The sequence below is a fragment of the Endozoicomonas sp. ONNA1 genome (genome assembly GCF_024606325.1).
Taxonomy (GTDB): Bacteria; Pseudomonadota; Gammaproteobacteria; order Pseudomonadales; family Endozoicomonadaceae; genus Endozoicomonas_A.
The window spans coordinates 1-15,279 of the sequence record NZ_JAHHPN010000029.1; the positions used below are offsets into that span (position 1 = coordinate 1).

Consider the following 15,279-nt stretch of genomic DNA (forward strand, 5'->3'; position numbering starts at 1 on the left):
CCTCAATTTCTTGCAATCCTCGCTACGGACGCTTAAGTCCGACAGGCTGCTAGAACTACTTAAGGGTAGGTGATTTTCCTCCGCTCTGCTTTTTCTTAAATGCTTCATGAATGGTGGGGCCTTTCGATGGATTATGGCGGTCCTGATATTCATGCTCTACTCTAACTTAGCGTTCCACTGTCGTTGAGAACATGACTAAGGCGAGCGAAATGAGCCGGGATCCCATACTGAATTGCCTGGTCTGGCTGGCAAACTATTATGAACGGTCGGTCTCTCCTGAAGTTGTTTTATCGGGTCTTCCTCTTGAAGATGGATTTATTCCTGAGCATCTGCTTAAAAGAGCGGCTGAAAATGCAGGGCTACTGACGTATGAAAAAACACTAAACCTTTCCGAAGCGGGTCTGCCAAAGGGCAGCCTTCCTTGCCTGGCGTGGTGGCAGGATTTGCCGATCATTATTCTTGCTGTTGAGGATGGCCAGATCAGGCTGCTGAATCCTTCGGAGCCATCAAAACCTTACTATTTTTTAGTTGAAGAGTTTCAGAAAAGCACCCGTGATGTTCTTATTTTGTTTAGTCCTGCCAGTATCAGAGACGATCGGGAACCGGACCTGGAACCCGCTTTGCATGAGCACTGGCTCTGGGGGGCTCTCCTGGCTGGAAGGGCCATCTATCGGGAGATATTGCTGGTTTCACTGCTGGTTAATCTCTTTGCGCTGTCCGTTCCCCTGTTTGTTCGTCTGGTCTATGACCGGGTTATCCCGGGTATGGCCATGGGAACACTCAATGCTCTGACATTAGGAATATTGTTGGTCATTGTCTTTGAGTTTTCTTGCAGATACCTGAGAAACCGGTTTATTGATCTGGCTGCCAAAAAGTCTGACCTGCTCACAGCCAGCCGGATTTATGCCAAGGTTATGGCTATGCAGTTATCAGCCAAACCTGCTTCCACAGGAGCGTTCGCCCGACAGCTTCAGGACTTTGACGCCATCAGGGAATTTCTTACGTCCACCTGCCTTATCGCTGTGGTGGATATTCCTTTTGTTTTGGTTTTTCTTCTGGTGATTGGTCTTCTTGCCGGCGGACTGGTCTGGATACACATTGTTGCCATTGCGTTGATGGTTCTGGTGAGTTTGGTGATACAACCCGCATTGCGCCGCACTATAGAAGAGAGTGAGCGCTTGTCAGCAAGAAAGCAAGGAGATCTGGTTGAAAGCCTGACCGGTATGGAAACTCTGAGGCTGGCGGGCGCACAGTGGCGTTTCCAAAAACGTTGGGAGCAGGCTGTAGGTCAAATGGCCACCTGGGGGTTAAAGACTCGGACGATCACCGGAACAGTAACGGTGGTTGCACTTTGTGCACAGCAGCTGACGACAGTGGCCGTTATCTATTACGGGGTGAATGCCATCGGCATTGGCGTGATCAATCTGGGGGCGCTCATAGCGGTTATGATGTTAACCGGCAGAGCTATGGCTCCTTTCATGCAACTGGCTCTATTGGCAACCCGCTACCATCAGGCAAAGACTGCCTACAGGGTCACCGGGCAATTAATGGCTCAACCGGATGAACAACAGACCGGCCATCATTTTCGCAATCTGGGTCGGCTCGAAGGCAGGATTGGCTTTGAGCAGGTGTCCTTCAAATATCCGGGAGCTGCAGTGCCTGCGCTGGTGGACTTGACTCTGAAGATTCCATCAGGTGAAAAAGTAGCTATTGTGGGACGGTCTGGTTCCGGCAAGTCAACGCTGGCCAGAACTCTGGCTGCGCTCTATACGCCCGAACAGGGACGAATCACCTTAGATGATATTGATATCAATGATATTCATCCTCGCCACTTGAGGAAGAAAGTTGGTTTTCTGGCCCAGGAGCCCTGGCTTTTCCATGGCACGATAAAAGACAACATTATTCTGGGTCATAACGACGTTGAAGAAGCAGCTCTATTATTTGCAGCACAGGCATCTGGAGTCGGTGCCTTTACAGGGATGTCACTGGCTGGATTGGAATACCATGTTGGAGAGGGTGGACAGAGGCTCTCTGGTGGTCAGCGTAAAGCTGTCGCATTGGCCAGAGTTCTTTTGAATAAGCCCGATGTGCTGGTGCTGGACGAGCCCACTGCTCATATGGATAGCCTGCTGGAGGACCAGATACGTCAGACTCTTGCTGATCTTCCAGCCACCACTACATTGATATTGATGACGCATAGAAGCAGTCTTTTGGATGTGGTCAGTAGAGTTATTCTGCTAGATGGAGGGCGGTTGGTTTCAGATAAGGCCAGAGAAGACATCAGGGCTGAGCCGTCATGAAGGAAGAAAGTCGCTGGCAGAGATGGTTGCTAGAAACAGCCGGAAGCCGTGATCAGGCAAGACTGCTTGATCTTTCTGTTTACAGCCGATGGTTTGTCTGGATGCTTCTGGCTTTTCTCGTTGTGCTGATTCTCTGGTCATGCTGGGCGGAACTTGACGAGGTTGTCACCGGTTATGGTCGGGTAGTACCTGACAGCCGGGTGCAGCTGGTACAGAGTCTGGACGGAGGCATATTGAAGTGGGTAGGGGTCAGGGAGGGGGATCATGTCAACAGGGGCGATACACTGGTGCAGGTAGATGAAACCCGTTACCGGTCCAGCCTGATGGTGAATGAAACCGAACTGGAAGACACAGCATGGGAAGTTCTGAGACTTGAAGTGGAATTGAATTCACTCCACGAGAAGGAAGGTCAATGGCAGATTACTCGATCTGAATTACCGGATAAATTCCATGCAGAACCTGTTGACTTGATGAGGCTTGAACAGCAGAACGCTATTCTTGATAAGAGATTAGAGTCGTTTATAAGTCAGCTCGATATATTGTCTATCCAGGAAAGTCAGAAGAGTCAGGAGCTGAAAGAGCATCGACAGAAAATAAAAACCCTGAGCCGTAGTGACAGCCTTATCGAAGAAGAACTGAAGCTGAAAGAGCCTCTCGTTCGCGAGGGGCTGGTCACTCAGGTGGATATTCTGGGGCTGCAGCGTCGAGCCAATGAATTGAAAGGTGAGCTGGAGAGTGCAAAATTGATGGAGCCCAGACTGGCATCCGCTTTGAGTGAAGCTCGCAGTCGTTACAGAAGCACAGCTGTGCGCTACCGGGCAGATGTCCAAAAGGAACTGCAGTCGGCTCGCGAGCGTTTGGGAAGATTGACTGAAGGGCAGGTGGGGCTTAAGGACAAAGTCCACAGAACGTCGCTTTCAGCCCCAGTCAGTGGTCTGATAAAAGTGGTTCATGTGAATACGCCGGGCAGTGTTATTCAACCCGGTGCCACGTTGATTGAAATTGTCCCTGAAGGTGACAGTCTGGTGGTTGAAGCTCAGGTGAAACCATCCGATATTGCTTTTCTGAGATCAGGTCAGAATGCCCAAGTGAAACTGACGGCTTATGAAAATGCTTCCTACGGAAGTCTTAAGGGAACATTGGAGTCGATCAGTGCGGACACACTGGAAGATGATCGGGGGCAGCCTTATTACCGGATCAGGGTAAAGTTACCCACCACTGAAGATCAGTGGCCTGTTCTGCCAGGTATGACAGCCGTAGTCGATGTGCTTACCGGGAGCAGAACCGTCATGAATTATCTGATGGCACCAGTTCTGAAAGCCATACAATGAAACGAAACTGAATCGGGTGATTTGGTACGTTTTGAGCTTTCTTTCCAGCTAATCGAACTGCCGATAAGCCATAGGCGACCAAACCAAACAGGGGGAGACTTATGATATTTTCACCCATTTGCAACCTCCCTATTCAAGCCCTGCCAGAACCCAACAGCGAGATGGGCATTTTTTACGAGTCTATGTATTCCTGACAGGGGGTGGTGAAAGGCAGATGATAATGAGAAAAATGATTTGTCCGCCCTGGTCTATTTACCCCTTAACTCTGTGACATAAGACAGAATTTTGCTACGCAACCAGCAGTTGGTTTTGCTATTCCGGACCCGGCTATGGGCTAGCAATTTGTAGTTAATGGGCAAAGAGCGAAACGGTATTTTCATGACCTGTAAACCAAATTGTTGAGAAAATATCTTCGCCAGACTGCTGCTCATAGTGCCAATACTTTCACTACTGGCTACCAGAGCCATTAACGCAAGCAGGGAGTCGCATTCAGCCATAACCTTTCTTGGTTGCAGGGGCTCTTCCGTAAAAGAGTCTGCGACAAATTTATTTTCACGCCTCAGTTTCAAAGTTATATGTTTTTCCTGATAAAACTGCTCAGCCGTAATGCTTCCCTGGATTCTGGGATGGGATCGGCTGGCAATCAGGCAGATCTGGTCAGTAAACAAAGGCTGGGTAAAATAAGATAAGGTAGAGACATGAGCAAAATCTATTGCTAAATCCGCTTGCCGCAGATTGAGCTTATCAAGTAACTCTTCCTCATTGGTCGGTGTTGGGTAAAGCACTATTTCCCGGTTTTCCAATGTTAAGTCTGCTTCAATCCTGGGGAGCATTACCAGCATCACGGGCTCAGGGGTATACACGACGAACCGGCGCTTTCCGTGATGGCTGAGTCCCTGCATATCACTGAGAGTATTGTTTATAGTTTCCAGGGCGGGCTCAATCTGGCGGGCTATTTCGTGGGCAAAATCCGTTGGCGCAATGCCTCGGCCATCACGGACAAACAGAGTATCTCCCAATTGGTTTTGCATTCTCTTTATTGCGCCACTCACGCCGGGTTGGGTTAACTCCATAACCTCAGCCGCCACTGTGATTGATTGATAGCGATAGACCGCCAGAAAAACTCGCAGGAGATTAAGATCGAACTTTGATGCTTTCATCAACATATAACCAGTAGTGATGATTAAACTAAAAAATACTAAATATATCATTATGAATTAAGCCATTAAAGTGATCGGGTCTTCAGTTCAACCGTGAATAAGGACCACTATGAAACCGACACAGACTCTCTCAGCCATTACCCTTGCTATTCTTGCTTCGTTTAATGCAAGTGCTGAATATACCAGCCTCGAGGACTATCAGGGCAAACCTGCCACTGCCCATACTCAACGAGCAAACCAGAACCTGGCAAAAAACCTGCCATGGAAAGATGTCTCCGCTTTTGATCGTACCCGCAAAGGGCTGATCGCAGAATTTGGCAATCATGCTGCGGGAGAGCTGAAAAATCGTTTTCAGTACATGACGGATATGTCGATTGACGAAATACCTGCCACGGTCAATCCGTCTATATGGCGTCAGGGTATGCTGAATTATACGGCGGGTGGCTTGTATCAGGTGACGGATGGTATCTATCAGATTCGTGGGGCTGATCTATCCAATATGACCATTTATCGTTCTGAAAACGGCTATGTCATTCATGATCCGCTGTTGTCCCGGGAGACAGCCGCAGCTGCCTGGGATTTTGCCAAAAAACACCTGCCTGAAATCAATGGAGAGCATAAAATTACCGGGATGATCTACTCCCATATGCATGCTGATCACTTTGGTGGTTCCAGGGGGGTTTATGAGTCCGGCAACTTCGACGAAGCTGCGCAAATCTACGCGCCAAAAGATTTCATCAAAGAGCTGGCTGACGAAAACGTCATCGCTGGCACTGCTATGGGCCGCCGGGCAAACTATCAGTACGGAACAACGTTAACCAATAGTACCAAAGGCATCGTTGACAATGCTCTGGGGTTGGGTACGTCAAGGGGCGAGGTCACTCTTGTGGCGCCTACGACAGAAATTACGTCACGTGAAAAAGTGATCAATATTGATGGCCTGGAGTTTCACGCCATAAATATGCCGGGCGCTGAAGCACCTGCGGAAATGGTGCTCTATGTTCCGCAATACCGCTCACTCAATACCGCTGAGCTTACTTATGACGGTATGCATAACATCTACACCTTCCGGGGAGCAAAAGTTCGTGATGCACTGGTCTGGACCAAGTATCTGACTGAACTGAAAATGCGTTTTGTGGATTCCGGAATGGTTGACAGTATTCACGCTGCACACTCAGCACCGGTCTGGAATGATCCGGCCACTGAAAATAACGAAATTGCCGAGTATATGACTCTGCAACGGGATAACTATGGCTTTATTCACAATCAGGCCATGCGTCTGGCTAACCATGGCACCACTATTAACGACGTAGGTCGTGAAATTGAGAAGCTGGTGCCAGAGGATCAAAAACAGACCTGGCACACCAATGGCTACCACGGTTCGTACAGTCATAACGCCCGTGCGGTAGTCAATTTATATCTTGGTTATCACGATATGAACCCGGTAAACACCAACCCGCTGGAAACCAGAGACAAGTCATGTGTTTATGTCAAGGCTGCGGGTTCAGAGACACTCTATGGTGCGGGAGTTTCACACTTCAATAACGGGCAATATCAAGCAGCATCCCAGCTGTTCAATGATCTGGTGCAGTGTCACCCTGATAACCTGGATTATCGCTATGCACTGGCTGACAGCTTTGAGCAACAGGGTTATCAGTCAGAAACCATGGCGTGGCGCAATTCCTACTTGCAAGGTGCAGTGGAGTTAAGAACCGGAGAGATCAAACCATCCATTAAGCTAGCCTCTGCAGACGTTATTGCTAATACGCCAACAGGCATGTTTCTCGACTTTCTGGCGGTTCGTCTGAATGCCGAAAAAGCGGAGCAGGCGGGTTTAGACTTTAGTTTTGGCCTTTATCACCCAGACTTGGAGCAGCGTTTCTTTGGTGAGGTTTCAAACGCCAATATGAGTAATATAGAAGTTGAAACACTGCCGGAAACGGATGTTGAACTGGTCATTCAAAAAACTGACCTGACAAAAATGGCGCTGGGTCAAACTTCCCTGAAAGCTCTACTGAAGTCCGGTGATGCTGAGATCAAAGGCAACGTGGAGCTAATAGAAAAGCTGTCAGCAACTCTGGATGACTTTGACGGAATGTTTGAGATCATTCCAATGCCTGCCAGCTAATTACTTTTTTGAATGATTTTTTGGTTGAGATGAACAACAGGAGTCATCTCAACCTTGTCAGGTTCCGATATTTATACCAACAAAGGGTTTGCGGACGAGAGCAGTAAAAAGTGTTCAAGAGTTAACAGAATGAGTGTTCAAGCGCTGTCAGAATATGCATGAGCCGATTATAAATTTAATTGGCTCAAAGAACAGGATTAAGCGGTATCAGGTATTGAGTCATCAATGTATGCTTCCCGAATATGTGGGAAAATCAATCATCAACTCAGAAGACAGACCGGAAATCACTTGAATGCCAACATCACAGTCACATCCTTTACTCATTGATACCGTCTCTATTCCCGGAGGGGGAATTCTGGGCATGACCGCTGCACCCGGTATAAAGAGGCAGTCAGTGTTTGGAGAGGACCGGAGCCGGGATCTGGCCACAGACATTGCAGCTATAAAAAAATGGGGTGCAGTGCTGGTGATTTCTCTGATTGAAGAACATGAATTTCAAATCCTGGGTATCAATGAGCTTGAAAATGAAGTCAACAATGCAGGGATACAGTGGCTGCATTTGCCGATAAAAGATTTCTCCATTCCCGATGTCCGGTTTGAAGAGCATTGGAAACAGTCAGTTAACACGATCTATCGTTACCTGGATCAGGGCGAGAAAGTATTAGTTCATTGTCGTGGAGGGTTGGGACGAACGGGACTGCTGGTTGCCAGACTGCTAATGGCCTATGGTGCCTCATCTGATGAGGCTATTTCAAAAGTGCGAGAAGCCCGAACCGGAGCCATAGAGACCAAAGAACAGGAAGATTACTTGCGATCCATGCCCTCAGCTAATCACCTCATCAGCACTCAAGAAGGTAAGTTTGAATGATGCCTCCGGCGCAGCATACCCAAAGGGCTCATCAGCGGCGACTATTAAACCAGGTCAGACGGTTATTCATGGTTTTCAACTATCTGGCTATATAAAGGGCGCTTGCAAACAAGGCAGGTTCTAATCTCATGTTGAAGCATTACAGCGGCGCATTCCTCATGAATCACGTGGGAGCAGCAGAGCAATATCCTGCAACCGCAGAAAGTGTCTTCCAGGCAGATAAAGCACTCATCGGAGCCAGCGTTTTCAAGGCATTTGTGATTACCCTTCAGGTTTATAGTCAGACAGGCACCGCAACCATCACAGTGAAAGGCTTTATCTGCGTATATTCGACAAATGCCGCATTTGTCGCAGTGAAAGGGGTTGTTGGCTGTTGAGGCGAAGTGTTTGCATTTTGCGCAGTAATATTGCGACATTTGCTTCTGGCATGCTGGGCATGTCTGAGAGTTTTCCGTAATATCTCCCTCATATCCACATAAAGAACACTTAAGCCGTATTGCATTCCACGCCTTCAGTTCAGCTTTACATAGAGATTGTTTGTTTTCGTTATGACATTTATGGCAAGGGAAATACCCTTCGCAGCAAGCAAAACCGACAGAGCAAAACCGTTGGTAATGGTTGCAGAATGGCGCTTTGCTTTCCTGCCGCGATGGTCCTTGTAAATGCTCATTCGACCCGCTTGCCTGCTCATCGCAGGTGCTCGATTGCTGGCAAGGAGCAGAATCCTCTGCGTGATTGCTCCGCATCGCCAGGCTGGCCGCTGCCATTTGTCGAGGTGCCGGATGGGGCATATCGATTACCGATTGTTGACTATGCTCATCCTTCGCTATTTGAAGTCGTTCTTCCAAGCGTTCGTTGTCAGCTTGCAAACAGTTCACGCGACTCCGTAAATCATGATTCTCTGATCTTAACCCTTGAAACTTTGTAGTTAACTCTTCAATCTGTTGCTTTTCTGTCTGCTGTCTTTCAATCTGCTGTCTTTCAATTTGTTGTATCAGTTGTCTTCTTTTCTCTCTTTTTTTCTCAGAGATTTTTTTTAGCGCATAGACTTTTTCAAGACTGAGGTGCTCATTTACAGCACGTCCTGTCCGCCGCCTTTCTATCATTTGTCTTTCAATTTTTTGTAACTGTTGTCTTTTTTTCTCTTCTTTTTGCTGAGCGATTCTTTTCAGTGCATTTACTGTTTCATGGCTGAGATGCCCATTTACAGCACGTTCTAACTTCCCCAAATCGTGATTCAAATGTTGAGGTTCATGGTTGTCGGGGCTGCTGCCAGCATTACATGAACTTCCCGGAGTTATCACTGAGGCATCTGAAGGCAGTCCGTGGATCTGTCTTGTTTGAACAGACAAAGATGGTTGGGAATAAGGTTGGTCAACGAGAAGTGAATGATCTGGAGCAGGCACCTGAGTTAACAGTTTATTTACGAAATGTTTTAATTCATGAAAAGATGGGTGTTGGTGAAATTGTATAAAGGTATCCAGGAAACAGGTAGGAAATGTCAATGATTGTTCATTAATCATAACATCATGCCTTGTCGCTAAATCTGATATTTCCCCCAAAAGATTACGAATAAGTTCAAGTGGGTTTGAATAGATCAGGAACAAATGAGCGAAGAACTCAGTAAAGCAACATTTTTCAAATTGTCCTATGGGTGGCTGTTGGTCATATTGATTGGCCCCATGGATTATGTCCAGAAGAATTTTATACAAAATCCTCAGGTTGTTGTCAGCTTGGGGCAGTACCCGATCGGGTGGCATCGGTTGGAGTGACAGCATGTCAAGGTCATTCAAAGTCCGTGTTTTATCGCTTGTGGCTTCTATCAGCTGCTCGATAAACCGGTTACGTGATGAATTCTCTTTGAAAGAACGCTGCAGTTGCAACACCGCCTCAATAGGAGTGACAGGATTACCCCTGCTGTTCGTGCCCACTGTTTCCAGAACCTGCAAACGCTGAGGCATGTCTAGCTCATCCAGTATTTGCCTCAGCTTAAAAACGGCTCTGGATGAACCGCTTTCAATGGTGGCAATAAGCTGGTTCGCAAGTTCCAGAAGGTCTTGAGTCGACGCATTTTTTTCACTCTCCTCTCCATTATCTCCATTGTCGTCTTTTCTGTTATTCCCATCTCCAGTGCCATCGTTGTGTTCTCCCGGTGATCTGCTCTCCTGATCTTCAGGTTTATCTCTTTGCTCTTTTTGATGATCGTTATTTTCGTCCTTTGGTTCTTTGTCTGGTACCCTGCCAGAAGGTTCTCCATCCCCGATACCTGTCTTTAATCGACCCCCATGATGTGTCTTCAAAGCTGTATGTTCAAGAAACAGTTTTAAACAGCCAAGCTGCCATTGAAGGTTTTCGCTGGCTGGGCAAGAAGTGGCGGCACGCTGGAAGAGGGAGTTCCAGAAATCAGCATCGGTCAGTTGCTCAATATTCAGGAAATCAAGCCAACCAACGGGTATAACGGCTTCACCGGATGAGCCATCGGCGTTAACGCGTGTCATTTTTAAACGCGCCGGGGACAGCTGTTCCTCAAACGAGGTAGAGTCCTTTCCTATGGACATCAGCCATGAGACGACGGGTTTCAGAACAATCAGGTCGATTTCGAATAATCCCGATAGCCCGCCACCTCTTCCTCCCCGGGGGGGAGGGTGAGATGAGTAGAAGAAGCCGCCGTTGCCGCTTCCGGGAAAATCGGCGTTGGTAGCGAGCTTGTCTCCAGTCAATGTCAGTGTGTTATTCCGGGTTTGCCGGGTTTCCAGCCGATTGCCCGTCATTTTGTCGGAGTAGGCCAGAAGAGTGAGTGGAGTAGTATGAATTTTGCTGTTCAGGAGTTGATGGGTGGTTAGGGAAGCCAGTTCCGGTCTGTCCGCCGTCATGGATTTCAAGCGAGCAAGTGTGCCATTTTTAGAGCTTTTTTGGAAAGCGGGGGGTTGTGTTCTGTTCACTATCACTAGTTGATAGCAGTAGTCGCTCAGGTTATTCGTGACTAATATTGCGATACTGTTCGAGTCTGCTGACACCAAAGGCGCCTTAAAGCAGAGGATGTTGTTTTGGTCATTGAAACCTTCCGGAAGCAGCAAGCTCACTTGCCACTGACTCACACCCCGGGGATCTGTGCCATCATTGATTTCAACCTGAACCATTTGGCCATCGGGACTATGCCGTTCAATGAAGGTTGAGGGGTAACATAGTGGCACAATCGCCGTTGCTAGCAGAGAAACAACAAATGCTGTGAATAAGCGGTATAAATGCATTTAAATCTCGCTAAATCACTCTTGCCAATATTATTAACAAGGGGCTATTTGTCCGACAGAAAAGCGCCAGAACAATCTGTGCTGACTTTCTGCCCTGGAAAAGTAAAGGAACATCATTGGGCATGCTTGTTATTCGCAATAGAAACACAGGATAGCCAAGAATTTCTGAATTGCTATATGGGTCACTTTCTCTTTGCCACAGTAAATGAGATGAAACTGGCAGTGTTTGGTTTTTACATAGCTGGGTGGTATTGATAAATTGGGATAGAACACTTTCAGTGGTTAAACAACAATAGTCAGGCTCAATGACCAGTCTGATGGAGGCGGATGGTGATACCAGTCAAAAGAATTAACCATGTGGGCATACGGGTAAGCAATCTTCAGACGACCAGGGATTTTTATGAACAGCTCGGTTTTCGGTTTCTGGCTGGCCCGGTGGGGCCAGAGCCGGTTGCCATTATGGAGCACCCTTGCGGCGTCAACCTTAACTTTATTCTGAACGCAACGGTTCAGCCTGGGGAGAATATCCTGATGGACGTTGACCAGAAACACCCGGGCTATACCCATATGGCTCTTGAAGTGGATGATATCATCGAGGTTCAGGGGCGGTTACAAGCACTCGGGATTGCCATCACAGAAGGTCCCATTTCAACAGAGGGTGGTTCAATATTGTTGTTTATCCGTGACCCTGATCGAAATGTGATTGAGTTTCATCAGTCGGCGGGTAGAAGATGAGTCAGTGTACCTCTGCCTTTTAATCAGGGGAGGACTCTGAGATCGATAAGCTCGTAACACTCTTACTGACAGAATTTATCACGGCATCCAATACAGATGCACTTGCAGTCAGAAGCTGACACAGTTAGTGGGTATAGTTACCGGAAAAAAAACCGATCAGGGCTTTTGCAGAGAAGAAGATGATGCATTCTGCAATCGATAGCGTCACTCAGTGACAGCAAGCAATGAATTATTGCTTCGTAGTTCAGTGATTTTCACCGAATGGTCGCTGGAGGCGGTCACCACCTGGCGACCGTCGGCACTGAAGGTGGCAGAGTAGATCCTGCCATTATGGGAAACGCTGGCTTTTTCTAACCATGACCCATCGGGCTCCTGGCCAATGATTTTCGCCGTTCCGTCTCTACTGGTAGTCACCAGATGGCGGCCATCAGGGCTGAAAGTGGCTGATAAGACCCCGAACCCATACTGATGGAAAAAGATGGCTTTTGGTTGCCATGATCCATCGGCTTTATGAGCATAGATTTTTACCGTGTCATCGTCACTGGCAGTCATCAGATAGCAGCCATCGGGACTGAAGGTGGCTGAGTTGACACAGTCATTATGGTGAATGGTGTCTTCTGGTTCCCATGAACCATCGTTATAGCCATAGATTTTCGCCGTTTTATCATCACTGGCGGTCACCACATACTGGCCATCAAGGCTAAAGGTGGCTGAGTTGACCCATTTTTTGTGGTTAATGATAGCTTCTACTTTCCAGGATCCATCGGCCTCCTGCCTATGGATTTTTGCCGTTTTGTCGCGACTGGAGGTTACTACATAACGGCCACCGGTGCTGAAGGTAGCTGATCGGATGTGATGATTATGGAAAAGGGTGGCTGTTAATTCCCATGATCCATCGGTCTTCTGGCTGTGGATTTGCGCCGTTTCATCGCAACTGGCGGTGACTACATGGCGGCCATCGCTACTGAAATTGGCTGATTCGACAATATTATTATGGAAAAGGGTGGCTGTTAATTCCCATGATCCATCGGTCTTCTGGCGCAGGATCTTGGCCGTCCCATCCAAACTGGCGGTCACCACCTGATGGCCATCGGGGCTGAAAGTGGCTGACTTGACCCAGAAGTCATGAGGAATGGTAGCTTTTATTTTCCATGATCCATCCGCTTTATGAACGTAGATTTTCGCCGTGCCATCGTCACAGGCGGTGACCAGGTGGCGGCCATTAATACTGACGCTGGCTGAGTTTACGCAGTCCTTTTCGTGAATCGTTGCTGTTGTAGCTAATTTGAATGTTTTACATTCAGACATCAGTTTTGTCGTAGTGAAAAAAAACAGGGCAGGTACATTAACCCTCTCCGGATTGCGGTCTGTGAGTGATTTCACTAACGCCTGATCATTTGTGAAGGACTCTAACCAATCATTGAGTTGATCATAATTTTTGCTGTTGATAGCTGTCCTTAGTTGATGCTGGTGTGATGAAGGAAACCGGCGATACCACGCTTTTGCCAGAGTATTATCTTGTTTGATACCATCGCGAAGTTGGGTACACACCCTTTCTAAACTGACAATATCCCGAAGTTGCAAACGGCTGCAAATCATGGGGCTTAATAGAACAGAAAAATACTGAAATAAAGGTCTATCCTTTTCCTTCATGTTAGCTACAGCAACCGATCTACCTGCACTGACACATGATGACGAACGTTCCAATTGAGCTCTCATGGGTCGCGGCGGGTTTGACTCAGCAATGCAGGTATTGCTCTCTATTCCATGCACTTCTGATTCCTCCAAAAGTAGGTATTTATCTCCGATCAGCAAGGGCAGTCAATGTTGATACCGGAAAGTTGGAGTCAATTTTAGAATGAAAGTTCATAAAATGTTGTTAAGGGCAACAAGCAGAATTTCTGTCTTTCAGCGCACACAAGATGGCGTCACTCAGTGATAGCATGCAATGAATTATTGCTCCGCAGTTCAGTGATTTTCACCGACTGGTCGCCGGAGGCGGTTACCACATAGCGACCATCGGCGCTGAAGGTGGCTGAGTAGATCCAGCCATTATGAGAAATGCTGGCTTTTTCTGACCATGAGCCACTGGTCGCCTGACCGATGAATTTCGCTGCTCTGTCGTCGCAGGCAGTCACCAGATGGTGGCCGCCAGGGCTGAAGCTGGATTGGCATGATTCATATCTGTTAAACATCTGGCCAGCTGTCAGGTACCTAAAGAAACTGACAGGTTATAGATTGAACAATATCGCCAGAATGCTCACGACGCCCAGGGCAGTGGGCACGACGGTTGCCTCCGCTGATGAAGTGGATCTCCTGCTATTAACGGGGGAGGGGCCGGTAATGTAAGTCTTTCGGGTACTGGAATCAGAAATCGTATCGGCTACCCGACAGATTTTTGAGCCGAAGAGCAAGTGACCTTCAATGTTGACCAGTCCACTTAAAGCCGTGTCTGTGGAATCATTGATGGCCGTCCAGGTATTCTCGATCTGACAGATTCTCGGTGGCGTGTGTGTTGGCGTAACGGTTGGACTCATCAATTTTTGGCACTCATCGACCAGTTCCAATGGGTCAACGGCCTTCAGGCTGAATGGTGCCAACACCTGTCGCCATGGATGAGTTGCCTGCAGGTGGTTACAGGCGAGAGCCAGTTCAACCTGCGCAAAGATGGTTATAGCGATCCCCGTTACCTGGATCTGATTGCCTGCCATATTAAAGCGAGGGCTCTCTGAATCGGTATCTGTGTGACCTATAAGCGCGAAACCTCCTTTTCTTGCAGTAATAGATTCACGACGTGTATTACCGTGATTGGAAATGTTGATGGAGTTTCTGAAGATATCCATTTGAGTCCCGGGTCCAAGAACAAGCTCGCCTGCTTCTGCCATGTTGCCCCGGAATGTGTTTCCAATAACAGCGATCCTTTTTGACTGGTTCCTGATGGCAGGAAGATTAATAAATAGCCCATCCTCGGGAATAAAGCTTTGGATTATATTTTTGAAATGTTTACCTATGAGCGTGTTATTGACGAACCGCAAGCCAGGGCCCGGGCGCATATCATTGGCAGCTGCATCCAGAGGTTCCCTGCATTCAACATCGACTGCGGCCCCGTAAAGAGCAAGATGAAATACGTTGTTTTCCAGATTCAGTCTCCGGTTATAGCACTGTGCTAAAACAACGGAGTCAATAGGGTTATGGATCGAATGTTGAGTTGGCTGAAAAGTAACGTGCGCTACGTGACTATCTCTTGTTTCTGAAAACCGCAAGTTTTCAGCAGTGCCAACCCTGATCATATGGTTGTCTGTAAAACCTGACTTAAGCATGATGACGATTTCCTCGCCATCATCAGCAGCTCCAAGAATGTCCTGTCCATCCTTCAACAGAATTTCATTGTGAATATAGTACTTAACAGGGGTGGGAGCATCGGGTGGAGAAGGCGTTGTTACTGTTGGGGCATCGGATGAGAGCAGTATAACGGTGTTTTCCGGAATCCGTTTTATCTGTTCACT

10 protein-coding genes are annotated in these 15,279 nt (G+C 47.6%); 5 read left to right on the forward strand and 5 right to left on the reverse strand.

Going from position 1 to position 15,279, the window contains the following annotated elements:
* The first annotated feature begins 209 nt into the window (after positions 1–209).
* Both KDK19_RS00625 and KDK19_RS00630 read left to right on the forward strand, forming a co-directional pair.
* Positions 210–2,300 carry a type I secretion system permease/ATPase gene (locus KDK19_RS00625; RefSeq protein ID WP_257291116.1) on the forward strand — a complete coding sequence of 697 codons (2,091 nt, stop codon included), beginning with the start codon at positions 210–212 and terminating at the stop codon, positions 2,298–2,300.
* Entirely contained in the window at positions 2,297–3,631 is a 1,335-nt protein-coding gene (locus KDK19_RS00630; protein ID WP_257291117.1) for an HlyD family type I secretion periplasmic adaptor subunit, read from the forward strand. Before KDK19_RS00625 ends, KDK19_RS00630 begins: the two co-directional genes overlap by 4 nt.
* A gap of 248 nt (positions 3,632–3,879) precedes the next feature.
* On the opposite strand, the gene KDK19_RS00635 is transcribed toward KDK19_RS00630, so the two are convergent.
* Positions 3,880–4,791: a LysR family transcriptional regulator gene (locus KDK19_RS00635; RefSeq protein WP_257291118.1), complete on the reverse strand. Its 912-nt coding sequence runs from the start codon at positions 4,789–4,791 to the stop codon at positions 3,880–3,882.
* Between the two features lie 109 nt (positions 4,792–4,900).
* Between KDK19_RS00635 and KDK19_RS00640 the strand changes: the two genes are divergently transcribed.
* Together KDK19_RS00640 and KDK19_RS00645 are read left to right on the forward strand one after the other, a co-directional pair.
* Positions 4,901–6,919 carry an alkyl/aryl-sulfatase gene (locus KDK19_RS00640; RefSeq protein ID WP_257279564.1) on the forward strand — a complete coding sequence of 673 codons (2,019 nt, stop codon included), beginning with the start codon at positions 4,901–4,903 and terminating at the stop codon, positions 6,917–6,919.
* 292 nt (positions 6,920–7,211) lie between these two features.
* Positions 7,212–7,787, forward strand: coding sequence for a cyclin-dependent kinase inhibitor 3 family protein (locus tag KDK19_RS00645; protein WP_257291119.1), 576 nt, complete (start codon positions 7,212–7,214; stop codon positions 7,785–7,787).
* A gap of 62 nt (positions 7,788–7,849) precedes the next feature.
* On the opposite strand, the gene KDK19_RS00650 is transcribed toward KDK19_RS00645, so the two are convergent.
* Positions 7,850–11,038, reverse strand: coding sequence for a CHY zinc finger protein (locus tag KDK19_RS00650; RefSeq protein WP_257291120.1), 3,189 nt, complete (start codon positions 11,036–11,038; stop codon positions 7,850–7,852).
* Positions 11,039–11,365: 327 nt separating this feature from the next.
* Between KDK19_RS00650 and KDK19_RS00655 the strand changes: the two genes are divergently transcribed.
* On the forward strand, positions 11,366–11,773 hold the full coding sequence (locus tag KDK19_RS00655; RefSeq protein ID WP_257274179.1) for a VOC family protein: 408 nt from the start codon (positions 11,366–11,368) through the stop codon (positions 11,771–11,773).
* A 204-nt stretch (positions 11,774–11,977) separates the two neighbouring features.
* On the opposite strand, the gene KDK19_RS00660 is transcribed toward KDK19_RS00655, so the two are convergent.
* From KDK19_RS00660 to KDK19_RS00670, 3 genes are all read right to left on the reverse strand, one after another.
* Entirely contained in the window at positions 11,978–13,546 is a 1,569-nt protein-coding gene (locus tag KDK19_RS00660) for a WD40 repeat domain-containing protein (protein ID WP_257279562.1), read from the reverse strand.
* 155 nt (positions 13,547–13,701) lie between these two features.
* Positions 13,702–13,968, reverse strand: coding sequence for a WD40 repeat domain-containing protein (locus tag KDK19_RS00665; RefSeq protein WP_257274181.1), 267 nt, complete (start codon positions 13,966–13,968; stop codon positions 13,702–13,704).
* A gap of 36 nt (positions 13,969–14,004) precedes the next feature.
* On the reverse strand, positions 14,005–15,279 hold a 1,275-nt coding region (locus tag KDK19_RS00670; protein ID WP_257291121.1), incomplete at its 5' end, for a hypothetical protein.